Annotated in this window: 18 protein-coding genes and 1 pseudogene; 12 read left to right on the top strand and 7 right to left on the bottom strand. The window is 65.9% G+C overall.

All coding sequences use genetic code 11. From position 1 onward, the window contains the following. The first annotated feature begins 42 nt into the window (after positions 1-42). Positions 43-1,315, top strand: a pseudogene (locus tag ABIB95_RS39825) (flavin-dependent oxidoreductase). 270 nt (positions 1,316-1,585) lie between these two features. Here the strand turns inward: ABIB95_RS39825 and ABIB95_RS39820 are convergent. After that, the gene (locus ABIB95_RS39820; RefSeq protein ID WP_247314328.1) at positions 1,586-2,008 is read right to left on the bottom strand and encodes a PaaI family thioesterase; all 423 of its coding nucleotides are present in this window, start codon (positions 2,006-2,008) and stop codon (positions 1,586-1,588) included. 52 nt (positions 2,009-2,060) lie between these two features. Further along, the gene (gene mutY, locus ABIB95_RS39815) at positions 2,061-3,179 is read right to left on the bottom strand and encodes an A/G-specific adenine glycosylase (protein WP_354248154.1); all 1,119 of its coding nucleotides are present in this window, start codon (positions 3,177-3,179) and stop codon (positions 2,061-2,063) included. Positions 3,180-3,328: 149 nt separating this feature from the next. On the opposite strand from mutY, the gene ABIB95_RS39810 reads away from it, so the two are divergent. From ABIB95_RS39810 to ABIB95_RS39770, 9 genes are all read left to right on the top strand, one after another. Further along, positions 3,329-3,820, top strand: a complete 492-nt coding sequence (locus ABIB95_RS39810) for a DUF721 domain-containing protein (protein ID WP_028150718.1) — start codon at positions 3,329-3,331, stop codon at positions 3,818-3,820. 140 nt (positions 3,821-3,960) lie between these two features. Further along, positions 3,961-4,617, top strand: a complete 657-nt coding sequence (locus tag ABIB95_RS39805) for a DsbA family protein (RefSeq protein ID WP_354248106.1) — start codon at positions 3,961-3,963, stop codon at positions 4,615-4,617. Positions 4,618-4,835: 218 nt separating this feature from the next. Further along, positions 4,836-8,300 carry a chromosome segregation protein SMC gene (gene smc / locus ABIB95_RS39800; RefSeq protein WP_354248104.1) on the top strand — a complete coding sequence of 1,155 codons (3,465 nt, stop codon included), beginning with the start codon at positions 4,836-4,838 and terminating at the stop codon, positions 8,298-8,300. Between the two features lie 154 nt (positions 8,301-8,454). Continuing rightward, positions 8,455-9,432, top strand: coding sequence for a small ribosomal subunit Rsm22 family protein (locus ABIB95_RS39795; protein WP_354248102.1), 978 nt, complete (start codon positions 8,455-8,457; stop codon positions 9,430-9,432). A gap of 137 nt (positions 9,433-9,569) precedes the next feature. Then, positions 9,570-10,130: a LemA family protein gene (locus ABIB95_RS39790; protein WP_354248100.1), complete on the top strand. Its 561-nt coding sequence runs from the start codon at positions 9,570-9,572 to the stop codon at positions 10,128-10,130. A gap of 32 nt (positions 10,131-10,162) precedes the next feature. After that, on the top strand, positions 10,163-11,365 hold the full coding sequence (locus ABIB95_RS39785; RefSeq protein ID WP_354248098.1) for a M48 family metalloprotease: 1,203 nt from the start codon (positions 10,163-10,165) through the stop codon (positions 11,363-11,365). Positions 11,366-11,559: 194 nt separating this feature from the next. Beyond that, on the top strand, positions 11,560-12,312 hold the full coding sequence (locus ABIB95_RS39780; protein ID WP_085402523.1) for a P-loop NTPase family protein: 753 nt from the start codon (positions 11,560-11,562) through the stop codon (positions 12,310-12,312). Between the two features lie 60 nt (positions 12,313-12,372). Further along, positions 12,373-13,041 carry a hypothetical protein gene (locus ABIB95_RS39775; RefSeq protein WP_063985143.1) on the top strand — a complete coding sequence of 223 codons (669 nt, stop codon included), beginning with the start codon at positions 12,373-12,375 and terminating at the stop codon, positions 13,039-13,041. Positions 13,042-13,133: 92 nt separating this feature from the next. After that, entirely contained in the window at positions 13,134-13,466 is a 333-nt protein-coding gene (locus tag ABIB95_RS39770; RefSeq protein WP_354248096.1) for a GIY-YIG nuclease family protein, read from the top strand. A 24-nt stretch (positions 13,467-13,490) separates the two neighbouring features. Here the strand turns inward: ABIB95_RS39770 and ABIB95_RS39765 are convergent, their stop codons facing one another. From ABIB95_RS39765 to petA, 5 genes are all read right to left on the bottom strand, one after another. Continuing rightward, positions 13,491-14,030 (bottom strand): adenine phosphoribosyltransferase, encoded by a 540-nt coding sequence (locus tag ABIB95_RS39765; RefSeq protein ID WP_038943444.1) that lies wholly within the window; start codon positions 14,028-14,030, stop codon positions 13,491-13,493. 9 nt (positions 14,031-14,039) lie between these two features. Beyond that, positions 14,040-16,205, bottom strand: coding sequence for an anthranilate synthase component I (locus ABIB95_RS39760; protein ID WP_354248094.1), 2,166 nt, complete (start codon positions 16,203-16,205; stop codon positions 14,040-14,042). 228 nt (positions 16,206-16,433) lie between these two features. Then, positions 16,434-17,108: a dienelactone hydrolase family protein gene (locus tag ABIB95_RS39755; RefSeq protein ID WP_071916173.1), complete on the bottom strand. Its 675-nt coding sequence runs from the start codon at positions 17,106-17,108 to the stop codon at positions 16,434-16,436. Between the two features lie 273 nt (positions 17,109-17,381). Further along, the gene (fbcH, locus tag ABIB95_RS39750) at positions 17,382-19,445 is read right to left on the bottom strand and encodes a cytochrome b/c1 (RefSeq protein ID WP_354248092.1); all 2,064 of its coding nucleotides are present in this window, start codon (positions 19,443-19,445) and stop codon (positions 17,382-17,384) included. A 62-nt stretch (positions 19,446-19,507) separates the two neighbouring features. Further along, positions 19,508-20,038 (bottom strand): ubiquinol-cytochrome c reductase iron-sulfur subunit, encoded by a 531-nt coding sequence (petA, locus tag ABIB95_RS39745; protein ID WP_063985148.1) that lies wholly within the window; start codon positions 20,036-20,038, stop codon positions 19,508-19,510. A 278-nt stretch (positions 20,039-20,316) separates the two neighbouring features. Here petA and ABIB95_RS39740 point away from each other — a divergent pair, with 278 nt between their 5' ends. Further along, positions 20,317-20,775 (top strand): tRNA (cytidine(34)-2'-O)-methyltransferase, encoded by a 459-nt coding sequence (locus ABIB95_RS39740; protein WP_354248090.1) that lies wholly within the window; start codon positions 20,317-20,319, stop codon positions 20,773-20,775. 18 nt (positions 20,776-20,793) lie between these two features. Then, positions 20,794-21,429 carry a 7-carboxy-7-deazaguanine synthase gene (gene queE, locus ABIB95_RS39735; RefSeq protein WP_354248088.1) on the top strand — a complete coding sequence of 212 codons (636 nt, stop codon included), beginning with the start codon at positions 20,794-20,796 and terminating at the stop codon, positions 21,427-21,429. Positions 21,430-21,434: the final 5 nt, after the last annotated feature.

The following is a 21,434-nucleotide window of genomic DNA, read 5'->3' as shown; positions in this document are numbered from 1 at the left end:
GCCCGCCTGTGCCAAGACGCCCGCAATCGGAGGGGTTTTGTCATGACCGTACTCATCGCCGGTGGCGGCATCGGCGGGCTGACGCTTGCGCTCAGCCTGCACGGAATCGGCGTTCCCGTAAAAGTGTTCGAGAGCGTCGCGGAACTGAAGCCGCTCGGGGTCGGCATCAACGTGCTGCCGCATGCGGTGCGCGAGCTGATCGAGCTCGGGCTGATGGACCGGCTGGACGAAAGCGGCGTGCGGACCCGCGAGCTCGCCTATTTCTCCAAGCACGGCAAGCCGATCTGGAGCGAGCCGCGCGGCCTGGAAGCCGGCTACAAATGGCCGCAGTTCTCGATCCATCGCGGCACCCTCCAGCAGCTCCTGCTCGACACTGCGGTCGAGCGGCTCGGCCGCGACAACATTTTGACCAGCCATCATCTGACCGGCTGGACCGAGACGGCGGGCGGCGTCCGCGCCGACTTCATCGACAAGACGAGCGGCAAGGCCGCCGGCACTTACGAGGGTGCGATCCTGATCGCCGCCGACGGCATCCATTCCGCCGTGCGAGAAAAGCTCTATCCGCAGGAGGGACCGCCGATCTGGAACGGCCGCATCCTCTGGCGCGGCGTCACGCCGTCAAAGGCGTTCCTCACCGGCCGCACCATGATCATGGCCGGGCACGAGATCCTGAAATTCGTCTGCTATCCGATTTCGAAGGCGCCGGACGCAGCGGGCAACCACCTGATCAACTGGGTTGCCGAGCGCCACATGCCGCCGACCTATCAGTGGCGGCGCGAGGACTATAACCGCACCGCGCGGCTCGAGGAGTTTCTGCCCTGGTTCGAGAGCTGGCAGTTCGACTGGCTCGACGTCCCCGGCCTGATCAAGAACTGCCCGCACGCCTACGAATATCCGCTGGTCGACCGCGATCCGGTGTCGCAATGGACCTTCGGCCGCGTCACGCTGATGGGCGACGCCGCGCATCCGATGTACCCGATCGGCTCGAACGGCGCCTCACAGGCGATCCTCGATGCCCGCACCATCACGCGCGAGATCCTGGCGCATGGCCCGACGACTGCGGCGCTGCTCGCCTATGAGGCCGAGCGCAGGCCCGCGACCACCGACCTCGTCCTGCTCAACCGCAAGAACGGCCCCGAGCAGGTGATGCAGCTCGTCGAGGACGCGCGCGCCTGACGGCTACGACGTCGTCACCGACGTGCTGTCGCAGCAGGAGCTGGAAGACATCGCCGCCAACTACAAGCGCGTCGCAGGCTTCCAGGTCGAGGCGCTGAATGCGAAGCCGCCGATCGTGAGTGCTGGTGCGCGCGCGTGAGGGTGTGATGCTCTCGCTCAAAGCGAGATGCTCATAAATGCGCCCTCGCCCCTTGTGGGAGAGGGCGGCGACGCTGGCAGATGCGGGCTCACTTGGGTGAGGGGTCTGTCTCCACGAGTCCAACTCGCATTTGAGTTCGCGGAGACATACCCCTCATCCGGCGCCATAGCCGAAGCTTCGCTTCGGCGTTCTCTTAAGAACGGCGGCCCGAAGGCCGCCTATGCCACCTTCTCCCGCAAGGGGAGAAGGGAAGAGGAATGCGCGGCTCGACTATTTCCCCACCACCCTCGCCGCTTCCAGCAGCCGTTCGCTGGCGCTCGCCGTCGCCAGCACCGTGCCGTCTTCCGCCATCAGCTTCGCCTCGACGAACGCAATCGTCTTGCCGAGCTGCGTCACCTTGGCCTCGCCGATGATCGGACCGGGCCTTGCGGGGCTGAGGAAATTCACGGTCATGCTGATCGTGGTGGTGTAGAGCCGGCCCTCGCTCATCACCAGCACGGCCGGCCCCATCGTGTCGTCGAGCATGGCAGAGAGCATGCCGCCCTGGATGAAGCCCGCCGGATTGCAGAACTCGGGCTTGCCCTCGAAAGCGAGCCTGATCCAGCCCTCCTCCGGACGGGCATCGAGCAGGCGCCATCCGAGCAGCTCGGCGCAGGGCGGCCTTGGAAAGTTATCGAGTGCGGTCTTGACCATTGGCAGCCTCCGTATCGGGCGCTGATAGCTTAGCGCTGCTGCCAGCGTGCTGTCAGGAAGGTGGGGCCGGTGAAGGGTCCAGCGCGTGCGCGATCACCTTGCGCATGACGTTGGGCAGCGCTTCACCGGCGAGGGTCGCGATCGGCACCCAGCGCATGCCCTCGGGCGCCCGCGTGCGCGCTTCGGCCTTCGCCGTGTAGACCACCAGCTCCAGCGGAAAATGCGTGAAGACATGGGTGACGACGCCCACCTTGCGCTGCCAGCGCGACAGCCCCTTCAGCTCGGGCGCCTGCTGCTTCGCCGTCGCGTCTTCCTGGCCGGCCAGCCAGTCCGAGCCCGGCACCTCGGTCATGCCGCCGAGGAGGCCTTTTTCGGGCCTCGAGCGGACCAGCAGCTCGCCGCCGCGCGTCACGACGAAGGCAGCCCCGCGCCGCAACGTTCCGCTCTTCTTCGGCGCCTTGCGCGGAAACGTTTCCTGCGTCGCTAGCGCACGCGCGGTGCAATCCTCATTGAGCGGACAGAGCGAGCAGGCCGGCTTCTTCGGCGTGCAGATCGAGGCGCCCAGATCCATCAGCGCCTGCGCGCTGTCGCCAGCGCGAGACGTCTCGTCGCCGGCGCGAGCGTCCGCAAGCAGCGTCGCCGCCAGTTGCTGGATCAGCGGCTTGGCCTGCGGCAGCTCCTCCTCGACGGCGAACAGGCGCGACACCACGCGCTCGATGTTGCCGTCGACCGGCATGGTGCGGCGGTCGAACGCGATCGCAGCGATCGCGGCTGCCGTATAGGGCCCGATGCCCGGCAGCGCGCGCAGCCCCTCTTCCGTGTCGGGGAACACACCGCCGTGCTCGCGCGTCACGGCCACCGCGCAGGCATGGAGATTGCGCGCGCGGGAGTAATAGCCGAGGCCAGCCCACATCCGCAGCACGTCATCCTGCGACGCCCGCCCCAGCGCCGTGACATCCGGCCAGCGCGCGACGAACTTTTCGAAATAAGGGCCGACGGCTTTCACGGTGGTCTGCTGGAGCATGATCTCCGATAGCCAGACGCGGTAAGGGTCCGAGGTCTCGCCGGGCATCGCGCGCCATGGCAGACGGCGGCGATGGCGGTCGTACCAGGCGAGGAGCGCGAGCGGGTGCGACGAGGTCCCCGCCTGAGCCGGTTCCGATTTCGCCATTAGTGCCGATTTGGGGCTCATGCTCTCACTGTAGCGGCAACGCGCCGGCCTCTCCACGTCATGCCCGCGCTCGTCGCGGGCATCCACGTCTTTCTTCGCGGAGCGCTCCCCAATGGTGAGGCCTGCGCTCCAAGGTGCTATAAGGGTCCATGTCCAAATTCCCTCCCAGACCCGGTCCCATCAGCGCCAAGCCGCTTTCGCTGCTGCTCAACGACGTCTTTGCCGAGGCCTATGCCAAGCAGGGTTTTGCCGCGCGCGAGCTGGTGACGCGGTGGGCACAGATTGCCGGGCCGGAGATTGCGGCCCATGCCGAGCCTTTGAAGATGCAATGGCCGCGGCCGGTCGAGGGCCAGCCGCAGGAGCCGGCGACCCTGGTGCTGCGGGTCGAGGGGCCGATGGCGCTGGAGATCCAGCACTCCGCCGACGTGATCCTGGAGCGGGTCAATCGCTTCTTCGGCTGGAGCGCGGTCGGCAAGCTCGCCTTCCGCCAGGCCCCCCTGTCGCGCGCCCGGCCGCCGGTCCGGCCCGGTCCGCCGGATCCCAAATCGGTGGCCAAGGTGGCGGAGAGCCTGGGGGACATCGAAGATGAAGAATTGAAGACAGCGCTGGCGCGGCTCGGGGCCGCCATCAAGCGAAATTGAGCCTCATTCCGCCGGTAATCTGAACCCGTCCCTGTCGCTCGCCATTGCCTCGAACTACGTTTCAAGCTAGCGACAGGCCGCCTGAACGGGAACTTTGATAAGAACCTTGGGGCGAGACCACACCAATCCGGGAGCCGACCTTGATCATCACCCGCCGCGCCTTCAACACGATGCTGTCGCTGACCGGTCTTGCCGCGCTCGCCGGGCTGTCGCCGCTGCGGTTCATCTCCGAGGCGATGGCGCAGTCGGCCGCCGATGTGGCCAAGCCCGTGTCGCTGCCCGACATGGCACTCGGCCCCAAGGACGCCCCCGTCACCATCACCGAATATGCCTCGATGACCTGCCCGCATTGTGCGGCGTTCAACGAGCAGGTGTTCCCCAAGATCAAGTCGGAATACATCGACACCGGCAAGGTGCGTTACATCTTCCGCGAGTTCCCGCTCGACATCAAAGCCGCCGCCGGCTCGATGCTGTCGCGCTGCATCGCCAAGGACGACGCGTCGAAATATTTCGCGGTCGCCGACATGCTGTTCCGCCAGCAGAACGACTGGGTGCTGAAGAACACCACGGAGACGCTGACGCGGATCGGCAAGCAGGCCGGCCTCACCCAGCAGCAGGTCGAAGCCTGCCTGAAGGACCAGGCGCTGCTCGACAAGATCGCCGCCGACCAGAAATACGCCAGCGACGTTCTGAAGGTGGATTCGACGCCGACGTTCTTCATCAACGGCGAGAAGATCAAGGGCGAAGCGTCGTTCGATGAATTCGCCAAGAAGATCAATCCGCTGCTGAAGAGCTGATTTTCCCCGCTCAACGCCTGATTCGCATCTCGAAAGCCGTATCTTTCCCGGCATAAATCCCTTGGGAAAAGCGGTTTTCGCCGGTTGCCCTCGCGGCGCACCGCGGCCATTGTCCGACCGCATGAGGCGCCTCGCGCGACTCACCCAGAGAGTGACATTGCCTTCCATGGTATTGTCCCGGCAGGGGGATTCGCGCCTGCCAACAGAGATGCGTGCTTATGAAAATCACCCGCCTGCGCCTTCACGGCTTCAAGTCCTTCGTTGAGGCCACCGACTTCGTCATCGAGCCCGGCCTGACCGGCGTGGTAGGACCCAACGGCTGCGGCAAGTCGAATCTCGTCGAGGCGCTGCGCTGGGCGATGGGCGAAACCTCGTACAAGTCGCTGCGCGCGGCCGACATGGACGCGGTGATCTTCGCCGGCTCCGGCAACCGTCCTGCGCGCAACCACGCCGAAGTGACGATGACGATCGACAACACCGATCGCACTGCGCCGGCGGCGATGAACGACAGCCAGCTTCTCGAAATCTCCCGCCGCATCGAGCGCGAGGCCGGCTCGGTCTATCGTATCAACGGCCGCGACGTGCGTGCGCGCGACGTGCAGATCCTGTTCGCCGACGCCGCCACCGGTGCGCGTTCGCCGGCCCTCGTCCACCAGGGCAAGATCGGCGAGATCATCCAGGCCAAGCCCGAGCAGCGCCGCCGCGTGCTGGAAGATGCTGCCGGCGTCGCCGGCCTGCACGCCCGCCGCCACGAGGCCGAATTGCGGCTGAAGGCCGCCGAAACCAACCTCACCCGCGTCGAGGACGTGATCGGCCAGCTCGCAGGCCAGATGGAAGGCCTGAAGAAGCAAGCCCGTCAGGCCGTGCGCTATCGCGAGGTCGCGGCCAAGGTTCGCAAGGCCGAAGCGACACTGTTCCACCTGCGCTGGATCGGCGCGCATGCCGACGTCAACGAATCCGGCCAAACCCATGATCTCGCGGTTCGCGAGATGGCCGAACGCACCCAGCACCAGGCCGAAGCCGCCCGCATCCAGGCCATCCGCGCCACCGAAATGCCGGCGCTGCGCGATGCCGAAGCGCGCGCCGCAGCCGGGCTGCAGCGCCTGACCAATGCCCGCGAGCTGCTCGACCGCGAGGAAGAGCGCGCCAAGGAGCGTGTCGCCGAGCTCGAGCGGCGCCTCGCCCAGTTCGAGGGCGACATCTCCCGCGCCCAGCAGCAGACCATGGACGCCGACGTCGCGCTCCAGCGGCTCGACACCGAAGACGCCGAGCTGAAGGAAGAGATCAAGTCGCGGGTCGAGAAGCGCTCCGGCGTCGACGAGCGCGTCGGCGAAGCCGAGGCGGTGCTGACCGAAACCGAGCACCAGTTCGCCGAGCTCACCACGGCGCTCGCCGACCTCACCGCCAAGCGCAACCAGCTCGAGGCCAATGTCCGCACCCATCGCGACAAGCTCGCCCGCCTCGACCAGGAGATTTCGAACGTCGCGGCCGAGGAGCAGAAGCTTGCCGACGAGACCGGCGGCTTCGGCGATCTCGACGAGCTGACCGCAACGGTCGAGAACGCGGAGCAGACCCTTGCCGCTTCGGAAGCCGCGGCCCAGGCCAGCGAAGCTGCGCATGTTGCCGCGCGCCAGACGCTGGAATCCTCACGCTCACCGCTCGTCGAAGCCGACAAGCGCGTGCAGCGGCTCGATACCGAAGCGCGCACGATCTCCAAGATCGTCAACGGCGAGACCAAGAATCTGTGGCCGCCGATCATCGACGGCATCACCGTCGACAAGGGCTTTGAGAAGGCGATCGGTGCCGCGCTCGGCGACGACCTCGATGCGCCGGTCGATCCGTCCGCGCCGATGCGCTGGACCAATGCCGGCGTCACCGACGGCGATCCGGAGCTGCCCGAGGGCGTCGTGCCGCTCGCGAGCCACGTTCAGGCGCCCGCCGAGCTGGCGCGCCGCTTGGCGCAGATCGGCGTGGTGCCGCGCGAGCGCGGCGCCGAGCTGGTCTCGCAGCTCAAGACCGGCCAGCGGCTGGTCTCGCCCGAAGGCGACGTCTGGCGCTGGGACGGCTTTGTCGCCGCGGCCCACGCCCCGACCGGTGCGGCACGGCGCCTCGCCGAGCGCGCCCGCCTCGTCGACATCGAGAACGAGCTGGAGCAGGCCCGCATCGACGCGCAGATCAAGCGTCAGGCGCTGGAGAACGCCGAGTCCGAGCTGCAGATGGCCGCCAGCACCGAAGGTGCGAGCCGCGAGGCCTGGCGCGCCGCCCAGCGCGAGCTCAACGTCGCGCGTGAGCGCCATGCCACGGCCGAACGCGAGATCAGCCGCCGCGCCGCGCGCAAGGCGACGCTGTCGGAAGCCCATAGCCGCCTCGCCGCCGACCGCGCCGAGGCCGAGGCCGCGTACGAATATGCCGAGGCCGGCATCACCGAGCTGCCGTCGAGCGAGGACACGGAGACCCGTCTCGCCGCCGTCCGCAGCGACATCGAAGGCCATCGCCGCATGGCCGCCCAGGTCCGCGCCGAGGCGCAGGCGCTGGCGCGCGAGGCGGAGCTCGCCGACCGGCGCGTGCAGGCGATCCTCGCCGAGCGCACCGAGTGGCAGAACCGCAAGGAGAGCGCGGCCTCTCACATCGACACCATCCAGACCCGCATCACCGAGGTCTCGATCGAGCGCAGCGATCTCGAAAACGCGCCCGCCGTGTTCGCCGAGAAGCGCAGCGCGCTGATCACCGAGATCGAATACGCGGAAAACGACCGCCGCATGGCCGCCGACGCGCTCGCCTCGGCTGAGACCGCGATGGCCGAAACCGACCGCGTCGCCAAGCTGACACTCGAAGCGCTGTCGAGCTCCCGCGAAGCAACCGCCCGCGCCGAGGAGCGCATGGAAGGCGCACGGCGCCGGCTCGAGGACATCGAGCGCGAGATCCGCGACATGCTCGAGGTCGAGCCGCAGGCCGTTGCCGGCCTCGCCGAGATCGAGCCCGGCGCCGGGCTGCCGCCGTTGCACGACATCGAGGAAGACCTCGAAAAGATGCGCCGTGACCGCGAGCGCCTCGGCGCCGTCAACCTGCGCGCCGAGGAAGAGCTGCGCGAGGTCGAGACCCAGCATACGGGTCTGGTCACCGAGCGCGATGACCTCGTCGAAGCCATCAAGCGGCTGCGCCAGGGCATCCAGAGCCTCAACAAGGAAGCGCGCGAGCGCCTCTTGACCTCGTTCGAGGTCGTCAACAACCACTTCAAGCGCCTGTTCGTCGAGCTGTTCGGCGGCGGCGAGGCCGCGCTGCACCTGATCGAGAGCGACGACCCGCTCGAAGCCGGTCTCGAGATCATCGCAAAGCCGCCGGGCAAGAAGCCGCAGACGCTGTCGCTGCTTTCGGGCGGCGAGCAGGCGCTGACCGCGATGGCGCTGATCTTCGCGGTGTTCCTCACCAACCCCTCGCCGATCTGCGTGCTGGACGAAGTCGACGCACCGCTCGACGACCACAACGTCGAGCGCTACTGCAACCTGCTGCACGAGATGACCAGCTCGACCGACACCCGCTTCATTATCATCACGCACAACCCGATCACGATGGCGCGGATGAACCGGCTGTTCGGCGTCACCATGGCCGAGCGCGGCGTCTCGCAGCTGGTGTCGGTGAGCCTGTCAGAGGCGGTGGACATTCTCGACCAGAACGTGGCGTGAGCCTCCGGTCGTTCCACACCCATTGACGTCATCATCCGCCTTGTGCGCAAATTGCGCACTGGAGCGGATGATCCAGTACGCCGCGGCCTCTCGGTTCACGGCGCCGTCTCGGAATACTGGATGCCCCGCCTACGCGGGGCATGACGATGAGAAAATGATCTCACCCACCCTCCCCGCCGAACTGAAAGCCGCCCTCGACGGCAAGCTCCAAGGCTTCTCCCGCACCGACGCCGCACAGCGCTCGCAAAAAATCTCGACCACCTATCGCGCAGGCGGCACCTCCGGCACCATCAAGTCGGAGGCCGACGCGCTCGCCTATGCGCTGGCGCGCATGCCGGCGACCTACGCGGCGGTGGCCGCCAGCCTAAACGCTTTGACCGAGATGGCGCCGGACTTCGCGCCTGAAACGCTGCTCGACGTCGGCGCGGGCCCGGGCACCGCGAGCTGGGCCGCTGCTGAGGCCTTTCCGTCGCTGCAGGATTTTACCCTGCTCGACGCCAACGCCACCCTCAGCCGTCTCGCGCTCGAACTGGCGCGCGACAGCACGCGTCTCGCCGATTGCCGCTATCTGCCGGGCGACGCCGGCACCAACCTCGCCGAAGCCTCGCAAGCCGATCTCGTCGTCGCGAGCTACGTCATCGGCGAGCTCAGCGAGACAGATCAGCGCAAGCTGGCGGAAACGATGTGGGCGAAAGCGCGCCACGCGCTGGTCGTGATCGAGCCCGGCACATCGGCCGGCTACGCGCGCATCCTCGCGCTGCGCCAGCAGCTGATCGCGCTAGGTGCCTACGTCGCCGCGCCCTGCCCGCACGAAAAGCCCTGCCCGCTCACGGCACCCGACTGGTGCCATTTCAGCCAGCGTCTGCCGCGCTCGCAGGCGCACCGGCAGATCAAGGGCGCCGACGTGCCGTTCGAGGACGAGCGCTTCATCTACATCGCCCTGACCCGGACAGCGCCCGCAACACGCGCCGCGCGCGTGCTGGCGCCGCCGGATGTCGGCAAGGCCGAGATCACCGCAAAGCTCTGCACGGAGGGCAGCCTCGCCATCACCAAGGTCCCGCGGCGCGACAAGGCCGCCTATGCAAACGCCCGGCGCTGGCGCTGGGGCGACGCGGTCATTGCCGAAAGTTAACTTCGTCCGACGCTTTTGCCTTGAACTCGGATGGTTCCCCATTCGACCAAGTCTTACCTTCCTCTGCGCCGGGCTCTCGTCCTGCGCCAATTTGGTCTAGGCTGCGCCCCGCCTTCTTCCCCCTTCAGGAGTTCTCCATGTCGACCGGCTGGATCGTTCTCGGCGTCATCGTCGTCCTCGTGTTCCTGGCGTTCAGCGCCTACAACCGGCTGGTGGCGCTGGGCCAGCGCGTCAGCCAGGCCTTTGCCGACATCGATGTGCAGCTCAAGCAGCGCCACGATCTGATCCCGAACCTAGTCGAGACGGTGAAGGGCTATGCCTCGCATGAGCGCGGCACGCTCGACGACGTCATCAAGGCGCGCAACTCGGCGATGTCCGCGCAGGGACCGGCACAGGTATCCGCCGCCGAGAACCAGCTCTCCGGCGCGCTCGGCCGGCTGATCGCGCTGTCGGAGGCCTATCCGGACCTAAAGGCCAACGCCAACTTCCAGCAGCTCGCCAGCGAGCTCTCCGACCTCGAGAACAAGATCGCGGCGAGCCGCCGCTTCTTCAACAACGCGGTCCAGGAATACAACACCGGCATCCAGCAGATGCCCGCCGCCCTGTTCGCCGGCATGTTCGGCTTCACCAAGAAGGACTTCTTCGATCTCGGCGCCAGCCGCACCGAAGTCGAGGCCACTCCGCAGGTGAAGTTCTGAGTTGAGCCGATAGGCCGGCAGGGCATCGCGTCATGGCCGCGTATGGTCTCTACACGCACATCGCCTCGAACAAGTTTCGTTCGATGCTGCTGCTCGCCGGCCTGTTCATGCTGGTCTACGTGCTGGTCTATGCCGGCGCGCTGGTCGCGGAAGTCGTCATCAACAGCAATGGCACTGTCGCCTACTATCTGAGCCGCGCTTTCCACGACCTCATCGTCGCCGCGCCGTTCGCGACGATCGCGGCGGCGGTCTGGATCGTCATCGCCTATTTCTTCCACCAGTCAATGATCGATGCCGTGACCGGCGGCCACGACGTCACCCGGCAGGAAGAGCCGCGGCTCTACAATCTGCTCGAAAACCTCTGCATCTCGCGCGGCATCACGATGCCGAAGCTGAAGATCATGGAGAGCCCGGCGCTGAACGCGTTCGCGACCGGCCTCAATCCGCGGCAATATTCGATCACCGTGACCACGGGTCTCCTCAATGCGCTTGATGACAAGGAGATCGAGGCGGTGCTGGGCCACGAGCTGACCCACATCAAGAACGGCGACGTCCAGCTGATGGTCGTCGCCGTCATCATCGCCGGCGTGGTCGGCTTCTTCGGCGAGTTGTTCTTCCGCCTGTTCACGAGCTTCAACTGGAGCTCCGGCTCCGGCGGCTCGTGGTCGTCGGGCTCGTCCTCATCGTCGCGATCGTCCTCGTCGTCGAGCGACAGCAAGAGCTCCGGCGGCGGCGCGGTGATCGTGATCATCATCGCGGTCGTGCTGATCGTGGTGGCGTGGCTGTTGTCGCAGGTGGTGAAGCTCGCGCTGTCGCGTTCGCGCGAATATCTCGCCGACGCAGGCTCCGTCGAGCTGACGAAAGATCCGGACGCCATGATCTCGGCGCTGCGCAAGATCGAGAACCGCGGCGAGCTGCCGGGCGCGACCTCGGCGGTGATGGAGCTCTGCGTCGACAATCCGCGCGAGGGCTTTGCCGATTTGTTCGCGACCCATCCCTCGGTGCAGTCCCGGGTCGACGCGCTGGTCAAGTTCGCCGGCGGCCATGATCCCGGCCCGCTGCCACCGCCCGACGAGGCGGACGAGCCTGAGGCACAGGTAGAGCGGCAGGACGGCCCGCCGCCGTTGCGCCAGGGGCCTTGGGACGATGCAGGCGGCTCGGCCGGTCCACCGCCCGTGCCCACCCCCTCCGGAACTGCAGCCGGCAATCCGATGGGTCCATGGGGCCATCGTTAATGGCGGGATTTTAAGCGACTTGCGAAGGGTTGCGTAGCGATTGGGAAAAACCTCGGAAATTGCCACAACCAGAGGCCGAGGATTTGAATTCTCCCTTGTTTCTGCCATGTTCGCGCCCAACAGCAGACTTGGGACATCGATTTGGGGCCCGACCGATTGCAAGGCGCAATCGGAGGGCGCGTTAGGGGACAGCAATGGCAAAGCCGGCAGTGGTTGTGGTGGGCGCGGACAAGGGCGGGGTGGGCAAGACCACGGTGTCGCGCACCTTGCTCGATTATTTTTCCGCCAACAACGTACCGACGCGCGCTTTCGACACGGAGTCGCCGCGCGGAACCCTGAAGCGCTTTCACCCCGAGATCACCGAGATCGTCGACATGATGACGACCTCGGACCAGATGAAGATCTTCGACACGCTCAACGCGGCGAGCCCGTCGGTGACCGTGATCGACGTCCGCGCCGGCCTGCTCTCGCCGGCGCTGGCCTCGCTGCGCGACATCGGCTTCCTCGACGCCGCCAAGGCCGGCCAGATCACCTTCGCGGTGTTCCACATCCTGGGCCCCTCGATCGCGTCGCTCGACGAAATCGCCGAGACCGCGGGCTTCATGGGGGGCGCAAAATATTTCCTGGTGAAGAACTTCATCAACGACACCCAGTTCTTCCAGTGGGACCAGGCGACCTACAATTCCTACTTCCACCGCATCAAGGACGCGACCGAGCTGACCATCCCCAAGCTCAACGAAATGGCCTATGAGCAGGTCGAGGTGTCCTCCGTCCCGTTCCTGAAATTCGTCGCCAACAAGGGCATCAACGACGAAGCCGCGAACTATTCCTTCGTGCTGCGCGGCTATGTCCGCCACTGGCTGGCGAATGTCTGGAGCGAATTCGACCGGATCCGGCTGACCGACATCGTCGGTTCGAAGCCCGCCACCCGCAACAGCGAAAAATAGTTGCAGAGCCCGGGCGGATACGGCTGGATTGGGCGGTGAGTTCGCCTGATATAGCTGTCGATGCCCGCGACGCCCCTTTACATCATCTGCTCGCCCCGCCCGCAGGTCGGCAAGACGCTGCTGGCGCGGCTTTTGAGCGAATTTTTGCTGCTCAAGAACGGCGACGTCGCGGCCTTCGACGTCAACCTGAAGGAACCGTCGCTACTCGACTATCTGCCGAAGGTCACCGAAACGGCTGATGTGATCGACACCTACGGCAAGATGCAGCTGATGGACCGCGTCATCGTCGATGACGGCATGGCCAAGGTGATCGACCTCGGCTTCCACGCCTTCGACGAGTTCTTCAAGATGAGCGACGAGATCGGCCTGTTGAAGGAGGCCGCGCGCCGCCACGTCGCGCCGATGATCCTGTTCGTCGCCGACACCGACCGCGTCTCGGCCCGCGCCCACGAGATGCTGCGCGGACAAATCCCCCGGATAAACCTGATCACGGTGGACAATGAGCACATCGTGCGCGGCGAGCTGCCGGCCGCGATGGCAACCGGGCGGCTGTTCCGCCTGCCCGCGCTACCCGGCTTCCTCAAGACCTATATCGACCGGCTCAACTTCTCCTTCACCGGCTATCTGCGCCAGGAGAAGGACGCCTCCACCGAGCTGCACCAGTGGACCCGGCGGAACTACCTCGCCTTCCGCGAGCTCGAGCTCAGCCTGATCCTGCAAAGCTCCTGAGGCGATAATTTTACCCGGATAATATTGACTGCGGGGCTGACCGCGCCTATTGAGGCGGAGATCGGTATCCCTCTCAGCAAGGTCCCACCCCCGTGAGCATCGACCGGAAGGCAGCCATCGCCGCCTACAAGGAGCGCAAGACCATTGCGGGCATCTACGTCGTCCGCTGCGCGGCATCGGGCGAGGCCTGGGTCGGCCAGGCGCCGAACCTGCAGACCATCCAGAACCGCATCTGGTTCTCGCTCCGCCAAGGCAGCCACACCTGCCGTACCCTCCAGGCCGCCTGGAACGCGCATGGCGAGGCGGGCCTGACGTTCGGCAAATGCGAGCGGCTGGAAGATGAGGAGACGGACTACGTCAGGAACGCGCTCCTGAAGGAGCGCATGCTGCATTGGCGGTCGGCATTGAAGGCCGAGGCGATCTGACGACCGCCGGGGCGCCGACGCGGCTCAATGCCCTTCGAACGTCATCAGCGTGCGCACCGGCACGTCCATCGCGCGCAGCTTGGCGGCACCGCCGAGATCCGGGAGGTCGACAATGAAGCAGGCGGCGACGACATTGGCGCCGATTTGGCGGAGGAGCTTCACCGCGCCTTCCGCGGTGCCGCCGGTGGCGATGAGATCGTCGACCAGGATGACGCGCTCGCCGGGCTGGATCGCGTCGACATGCATCTCCATCTCGTCGATGCCGTATTCGAGCGAGTAGGCAATGCGCACGGTGGTGTGCGGCAGCTTGCCTTTTTTCCGGATCGGCACGAAGCCGGCCGAGAGCTGATGCGCCACCGCGCCGCCGATGATGAAGCCGCGCGCCTCCATGCCGGCGACCTTGTCGATCTTGTTGCCGGCCCAGGGATTGACGAGCTCGTCGACCGCGCGGCGGAAGGCGCGCGCATCGGCGAGCAGCGTAGTGATGTCGCGGAACATGATCCCCGGCTTGGGATAGTCGACGATGGTGCGGACGCTCGCCTTCAGATCGTGGTCAAAGGTCATTGGTGCCTCTCAATCAACGCGCGCATCCAGCCGGAACGCATTCTCGACAATCCTCAGGCCCACCTCACCGCTGAGCGACATCAGCGATTCCGGGTGGAACTGCACGCCGGCAATGGGCAGCGTCTTGTGCTCGAGCGCCATCGCGACGCCGTCCTCGGTGCTGGCGGTGACATCAAGCACCTCGGGCATGCTGTCGCGCTCGACATAGAGCGAGTGATAGCGGCCGATGACGATCTCGTTCGGCAAATTGCGCATCAGGCGCCCGCCGCGCACCTGCACCCGCGAGGGCCGGCCGTGCGCGGGATGCGTGAGCTGGCCGAGTTCGCCGCCGAAATATTCGCCGATCGCCTGCACGCCGAGACAAACGCCGAACACCGGCAGCTTTTTCTCCAGCGCCGCATCGATGGTCTTCTTGATCCCGAAATCTTCGGGCCTGCCGGGGCCGGGCGACAGCACCAGCAAATCCCATTTCTTCCGCTTGAGCATGTCGAGCGCATGCACATGGCGGACCACGGTGACGTCGGCGCCGACCTGGCGGAAATAATCGGCCAGCATGTGCACGAAGCTGTCGTCGTGATCGATCAGCAGCACCTGCTTGCCCGAGCCGGTCGCATCGGGCGCGAAGGCCGAGAGCGGCTTTGGCGGATCGCCGCGCAGCGCCTGGAACAGGGCTGCAGCCTTGACCTGGCACTCGCGGTCTTCGGCCGCGGGATCGGAATCGAACAGGCAGGTGGCGCCGACGCGCACCTCGGCGAGACCATCTTTCATGCGGATGGTGCGGATGGTGAGGCCGGTGTTGATGCTGCCGTCGAAATTCACCGCGCCGATCGCACCGGCATACCAGCGCCGCGGCGAACGCTCGTGATCCTCGACGAACTGCATCGCCCAGAGTTTGGGCGCGCCGGTCACCGTCACCGCCCAGGCATGGGTAAGGAAGGCATCGAGCGCGTCGAAGCCGGGACGCAGCATGCCCTCGACGTGATCGACGGTGTGGAACAGTTTTGAGTAGGTCTCGATCTGGCGGCGCGCCAGCACCTTGATCGTGCCGGGCACGCAGACGCGCGCCTTGTCGTTGCGGTCGACGTCGGTGCACATGTTGAGCTCGAACTCGTCCTTCTCCGAGTTCAGGAGCTGGCGGATCTGCTCGGCATCGCCGATCGCATCGGTGCCGCGCGCGATCGTCCCTGATATCGGGCAGGTCTCGACGCGGCGCCCGTCGGAGCGCACGAACATTTCCGGCGAGGCGGAGACGAGGAACTCGCCCTCGCCGAGATTCATCAGCGCGCCGTAGGGCGACGGGTTGATGACGCAGAGGCGCTGGAACACTTCCGCCGGCGAGCGATCGCAGGGCTCGGCGAACAGCTGTCCGGGCACGGCCTCGAACAGATCACCTCGCGCAAACGCCGCGCGTGCGGTTTCGACGGTGGCCTGATATTCGCCGGGCGCGTGATCGGCAAAGCCCTGGCGCGGCGTCTTCAGATACGGGCTCTCGACGGTCTCGCGCGGCAGGCCTTCGGTAGACTTGCCCTTCCACGCAAAATCGTAACTCAGCACAACGCCGCGGCCGGTGGCGCGGTCGTAGGCGAGCAGGCGATCGGGGACGTAGAGCACGATGTCGCGCTGGTCCTGCTCGCGTGCGCGCTTCTGCACGAGGTCTTCGATCTGGAAGACGAGGTCGTAGGCGAAGGCGCCGAACAGGCCGAGCAGCCCGTCATCGTTGGCGGAGAAGGCGGCGACGAGATCGCGCACCAGCGACATCACGCTGGCGCGCCGCGTGCGCTGGTCTTCCTCGACCGGCGCATCGCCGCGGATGATGTGGCCGGCAAGCCGCGTGGCGCTCTTCTCGGAGATCACGACGCACGGCTCGCGCAGCACGTCCGCGAGGAAGGCGATCAGCACCTGGCCGCGTTCATTGAGCGCTTCCAGCTTGAACTTGACACCAGTGGTCTCGAGCTTGAGCGGCGGGTCGGAGAAGCCGAGGTCAAAGCTCTCGTAGCGGCCGGGCACGGTCGTGCCCGAGGACAGCACCACGCCGCGGCGGCGGTCGAGCAGGTTGATGAGATCGTCGAGCCTGTTGGCGCCGCCGGTGAACTGCTCCGCCACACGCGTGATCGCGAGACCGCCGCGGGTCACGTAGTCGCTTCGGGCCGGGAGGGCAAAGACTGTCCTGTTCATGTCGTCCTCTTACGAAACTTGCCGAGGAAACGCCACACAGGACAAACGATCAGGCCGCCGCACTGCGTGGCGACCTTCGACGATTTTGAGAAATGAAATCGCACCGGCCACCTCTTTAGGAGGTGCGCCACCAAAGACGGGCTGGGCGGACGGCGGTGCTCATGGGGCGGATACTCACCATGGCAAGGGGACGGCGTCAAGGGTGGGCGGGCGCCGTCCTAGAGGCGATCAGCCCAGATGCTTCCTGAAAAACTCCGTCGCCCTGCCCCAGGCGAGCTCGGCGGCTTCGCGGTCATGCACGGCCTGGCGCTGCTCGTTGACGAAAGCGTGCTCGGCATCATAGCGGAACAGCTCAAGCGACTTGCCGGCGGCCTTCATGCCGTTTTCAAAGGCATCGACCAGTTGCGGCGTGCACCAGTCGTCCTTGTTGGCGAAATGGGCCTGGAGCGGGATCTTGACGTCGGCGGGCTTGGCCGCCTGCTCCGGCGGGATGCCGTAGAACACGACGCCGGCCGCAAGCTCCGGGATTTTCGTCGCGCCGATGATGGTGACGGCGCCGCCGAGGCAGAAGCCTGTTAGCCCGACCTTGGCGCCGTTGCGCGACAAATATTGCGTGGCGCCGCGCACGGTCTGCGTGGTGGCGTCCATGAAATCGAGCGAGTTCATCTCTTTACCGGCGGCGTCCGTGTCGTGATACGGCACCACCTTGCCCTTGTAGAGATCAGGCGCCAGCGCATCGAAGCCGGCGAGCGCAAAGCGGTCGCACAGGCCCTTGATCTGGTCCGACAGGCCCCACCACTCCTGGATCACGACCACGCCCGGCGCGTTGCCGCGCGCGGCGTTGGCGAGATAGCCTGAGGCGTCCTTGCCGTCCGGGCGCTTGAAGGTGATGGTGGTTCCCATGGTGTCCTCCGATGAGTTTCTGGGGAGCGGTTGAAAGTATTTTGGCGGGTGTGAGGGCGATAGGCAATCGCGCCAAACAACACACTCTCGTGCCCCGGATGCAATGCAGCGCGCCGCCCTTCGCGGCGTGGTGCGTTGCTGATCCGGGGGCCCAGCCACAAGCATGCTGGGTCCAGGCTCTGCGCAGCAGCGTTGCACGCTGCAGCGCGTCCGGGACACGGGCAACAAAAAAGCCCCCTCGCGGGGGCTTCTTCATTTCCGATCGCGCGCCGCTCAGTGGGAGTCGGCCCAGACCTTTTTCTTCGTGAAGTACATCAGGCCCGCGAAGATGATCAGGAACACGAACACCTGGAAGCCCAGACGCTTGCGCGCTTCCATGTGAGGTTCGGCGGTCCACATCAGGAACGTGGTGACGTCCTTGGAATATTGCGCGACCGTGGTCGGCGAGCCGTCGCCATAGGTTACCTGGCCGTCGCTCAGCGGCTTCGGCATCTTGATCGCGTGGCCCGGGAAGTACTTGTTGTAGTAGGAGCCCTCCGGGATGGTGACGCCCTCCGGCACCTTGTCCTCAAAGCCCTGGAGCACCGCCGCGACATAGTCCGGGCCCTGCTCCTGGTACTGGGTGAAGAAGTCGAAGATGAACCAGGGGAAGCCGCGGCCGTAGGAGCGCGCCTTGGTGATCAGCGACAAATCGGGCGGTGCCGCACCGCCGTTCGCCGCGCGGGCCGCCTGCTCGTTCGGGAATGGCGAGGGGAAATAGTCCGCCGGCCGGCCCGGGCGCTCGAACATGTCACCCGCATCGTTCGGGCCGTCCTTGACCTTGTAGTCGGACGCAAACGCCGCTGCCTGCGCCACCGAATAGCCGGGGCCGCCGGCTTCCGCGAGGTTGCGGAAGGCGATGTAGGACAGGCCATGGCAGCTCGAGCAGACCTCCTTGTAGACCTGCAGGCCGCGCTGGAGCGCGCCGCGGTCGTACTTACCGAAAGGGCCGGCGAACGACCATTTGTTGCCCGGCGGTCTGTCGCTGCCTTCGGAGGCGCGAGCGTCCTGAAGGCTGCCGAGGAACAGCGCGCCGGCGGCAACGAGCGCGATGGCGACCGAGGCCACCGCCTTGCCGCCCTTGGCCAGGATCGCCTCCGAGATCGAGTTCGGCACCGGCCGCGGCGTCTCGATGCGCGAGAGCAGCGGCAGCACGATCAGGAAATAGGCGAAGTAGCAGACCGTCAGGACCCGGCCGGCGATCACGTAGATGCCTTCCGGCGGCTGCGCGCCGAGATAGCCGAGCAGGATGCAGACCGCGACGAAGATCCAGAAGAACTGCTTGGCCAGCGGGCGGTACTTCGACGACCTGGTCTTGGCGGCATCGAGCCAGGGCAGGAAGCACAGGATGATGATCGCCGAGAACATCCCGATCACGCCCGCGAGCTTGTTCGGGATCGAACGCAGGATCGCGTAGAACGGCAGGTAATACCATTCCGGCACGATGTGCGGCGGCGTCACGCCCGGGTTCGCCGGGATGTAGTTGTCGGCGTCGCCGAGATAGTTCGGCATGTAGAAGATGAACCAGGCGTAGAGCAGCAGGAAGCAGGCGACACCGAACCCGTCCTTGATGGTCGCATGCGGCGTGAACGGCACCGTGTCCTTTTCCGTCTTCGGCTCGACGCCGTCAGGATTGTTCTGGCCGGCGACATGCAGCGCCCAGACGTGGAGCACGACGACGCCAGCGATAAGGAACGGCAGCAGATAGTGCAGCGAGAAGAAGCGGTTCAGCGTCGGATTGCCGACCGAATAGCCGCCCCACAACAGCGTCACGATGCTCTCGCCGACATAGGGAATGGCGGAGAACAGATTGGTGATGACGGTGGCGCCCCAGAAGCTCATCTGGCCCCACGGCAGCACGTAGCCCATGAAGCCGGTCGCCATCATCAGGAGGTAGATGATGACGCCGAGGATCCACAGCACCTCGCGCGGCTCCTTGTAGGAGCCGTAATAGAGGCCGCGCAGCATGTGGACGTAGACCGCGAAGAAGAACATCGACGCGCCGCAGGCATGCATGTTGCGCAGCAGCCAGCCGTAATTGACGTCACGGACGATCAGCTCGACCGACTTGAAGGCGAGATCGGCGTGCGGCGTGTAATGCATCGCCAGGACCACGCCGGTCAGGATCTGCATCCCCAGCATGAAGGAGAGGATGGCGCCGAAGGTCCACCAGTAGTTCAGGTTGCGCGGGGTGGGATAGACGACGAAGGAGGAATGGACGAGACCGATGATCGGCAGACGTCGCTCGATCCATTGCAGGGCCGGATTGCTCGGCTGGTAGTCGGATGGTCCGCTCATGATGCGATCCTGAGGAAATATAACGACGAGACGGCGCGAAGCTTCGGGCGAAGGCCCGAAGCTCAGCCGATCTGGATTTTGGTGTCGGAAACGAACTGGTACGGCGGCACCGGCAGGTTCGCGGGCGCGGGCCCCTGGCGGATGCGGCCGGACGAATCGTACTGCGAACCATGGCAGGGGCAGAAGAACCCGTCGTAATTGCCCTCATGAGCGATCGGGATGCAGCCGAGATGGGTGCAGATGCCGATCACGACCAGCCACTGCTCGTGGCCCGGCTTGACCCGGGCCTCGTCGGACTGCGGATCGGGCAGGCTCGCCACGTTGACGGCGCGCGCCTCGTCGATCTGCTTCTTGGTGCGGTGGCTGACGTAGATCGGCTTGCCGCGCCAGAACACCTTGATGTCCTGCCCCTCGGCGACCGGGCTGAGATCGACCTCGATCGGCGCACCAGCGGCGATGGTCGACGCGTCAGGATTCATTTGAGAGATGAAGGGCCAGAGCGCAGCTGCGCCCCCTACTGCTGCAGCTGCCCCCGTTGCAACGAATAAGAAATCACGGCGTGTCGGATGGTCCGCCGAAGACGCTGTCGTCACGATTCCAACCCTTTCTTCTTATGCTGCCGACGGAACCGTTCCGGGAGCCCCCAAGGTCCCCAAAACAGTGTGCCGGCGCCCGCGGCCCCCCGCGGCGGCAGAACTTCACTTGTCCCCGCCGAAACAAGGCGAAAACAGCAGTCCAGAATCGTTCTATTGGCACCCTTGCCGGGCGAGCGCAAGCCCGCTAACGGCGTGGGGGCGTGCAATGCACGAATTCCGCAGCCAGCGATGTTTTATTGAGACATTTCCGGCCCGCACCGACCCCGATACAGCCCATGCAGATCGCGCTTTTTCAACCCGACATCGCCCAGAACACCGGCACGATTCTCAGGCTCTGTGCCTGCCTGGGCATGGCCGCCCACATCATCGAGCCGGCGGGCTTCCCGTTCTCTGACCGCTTGTTCCGCCGGGCGGGAATGGACTACCTCGATCATGTCAGCGTGACCCGCCACGACTCCTGGTCGAAATTCGAGGACTGGCGTGCGACACAGGGCTACCGCCTGCTGCTGTTCACCACCAAGGCCGCCACCGATTACCGCGATTTTCATTACCAGATGGCGGACATCCTGCTATTCGGGCGCGAGAGCGCCGGCGTCACCGACGCGGTGGTCGAGGCTGCGGATGCGCGGCTGGTGATCCCGATCACGGCGGGGCTGCGGTCGCTCAATGTCGCCATGACCGCGGCGATGGCCGCAGGCGAGGCGCTGCGGCAGCTCCGGAACCCGCAAGTTTGAGATGTTGAGGAGAGACCATTGAGTTACGCGGTCAAGGAAATCTTCCTGACCCTGCAAGGCGAAGGCGCCCATGCCGGGCGCGCGTCCGTGTTCTGCCGTTTTGCCGGCTGCAACCTCTGGAGCGGCCGCGAGGCCGACCGCGAGGCCGCGACCTGCAAATTCTGCGACACCGATTTCGTCGGCACCGACGGCACGCTCGGCGGCCGCTATGCCTCGGCCGCGGAACTCGCCGACACCATCGCCGCGCAATGGACGGCTGCCGCCGACAGCAACCGTTACGTGGTGCTCACCGGCGGCGAGCCGCTGCTCCAGGTCGATGCCGCCCTGATCGACGCCCTCCACGCCCGCGGCTTCGAGATCGGTGTCGAGACCAACGGCACGATTGCAGCGCCTGAGGGGCTCGACTGGATCTGCGTCAGCCCCAAGGGCGGCAGCGAGCTCGTCCAGCGCCGCGGCCACGAGCTGAAGCTGGTCTATCCGCAGGTCCTCGCCGCGCCCGAGACCTTCGAGGGCCTCGCCTTCGAGCGCTTCTCGCTGCAGCCGATGGACGGACCCGAGGTTGCCCAAAACACCGTGCGTGCGATCGACTATTGCCTGCGCCATCCGCAATGGCGGCTGAGCGTGCAGACGCATAAATCGCTCGGCATCAGATAGGATTG

The organism is Bradyrhizobium sp. LA2.1, from assembly GCF_040547725.1.
Classification (GTDB): domain Bacteria; phylum Pseudomonadota; class Alphaproteobacteria; order Rhizobiales; family Xanthobacteraceae; genus Bradyrhizobium; species Bradyrhizobium barranii.
This window is presented reverse-complemented; position numbering and strand designations above follow the sequence as displayed.

Excerpts from the sequence above, each read along its gene's own strand:
- ABIB95_RS39820 (WP_247314328.1), bottom strand. The coding sequence starts at position 2,008 with ATGGTCAAGACCGCACTCGATAACTTTCCAAGGCCGCCCTGCGCCGAG.
- mutY (WP_354248154.1), bottom strand. The coding sequence starts at position 3,179 with ATGGCGAAATCGGAACCGGCTCAGGCGGGGACCTCGTCGCACCCGCTC.
- ABIB95_RS39810 (WP_028150718.1), top strand. The coding sequence starts at position 3,329 with ATGTCCAAATTCCCTCCCAGACCCGGTCCCATCAGCGCCAAGCCGCTT.
- smc (WP_354248104.1), top strand. The coding sequence starts at position 4,836 with ATGAAAATCACCCGCCTGCGCCTTCACGGCTTCAAGTCCTTCGTTGAG.
- ABIB95_RS39795 (WP_354248102.1), top strand. The coding sequence starts at position 8,455 with ATGATCTCACCCACCCTCCCCGCCGAACTGAAAGCCGCCCTCGACGGC.
- ABIB95_RS39790 (WP_354248100.1), top strand. The coding sequence starts at position 9,570 with ATGTCGACCGGCTGGATCGTTCTCGGCGTCATCGTCGTCCTCGTGTTC.
- ABIB95_RS39785 (WP_354248098.1), top strand. The coding sequence starts at position 10,163 with ATGGCCGCGTATGGTCTCTACACGCACATCGCCTCGAACAAGTTTCGT.
- ABIB95_RS39780 (WP_085402523.1), top strand. The coding sequence starts at position 11,560 with ATGGCAAAGCCGGCAGTGGTTGTGGTGGGCGCGGACAAGGGCGGGGTG.
- ABIB95_RS39775 (WP_063985143.1), top strand. The coding sequence starts at position 12,373 with ATGCCCGCGACGCCCCTTTACATCATCTGCTCGCCCCGCCCGCAGGTC.
- ABIB95_RS39765 (WP_038943444.1), bottom strand. The coding sequence starts at position 14,030 with ATGACCTTTGACCACGATCTGAAGGCGAGCGTCCGCACCATCGTCGAC.
- ABIB95_RS39760 (WP_354248094.1), bottom strand. The coding sequence starts at position 16,205 with ATGAACAGGACAGTCTTTGCCCTCCCGGCCCGAAGCGACTACGTGACC.
- ABIB95_RS39755 (WP_071916173.1), bottom strand. The coding sequence starts at position 17,108 with ATGGGAACCACCATCACCTTCAAGCGCCCGGACGGCAAGGACGCCTCA.
- fbcH (WP_354248092.1), bottom strand. The coding sequence starts at position 19,445 with ATGAGCGGACCATCCGACTACCAGCCGAGCAATCCGGCCCTGCAATGG.
- ABIB95_RS39740 (WP_354248090.1), top strand. The coding sequence starts at position 20,317 with ATGCAGATCGCGCTTTTTCAACCCGACATCGCCCAGAACACCGGCACG.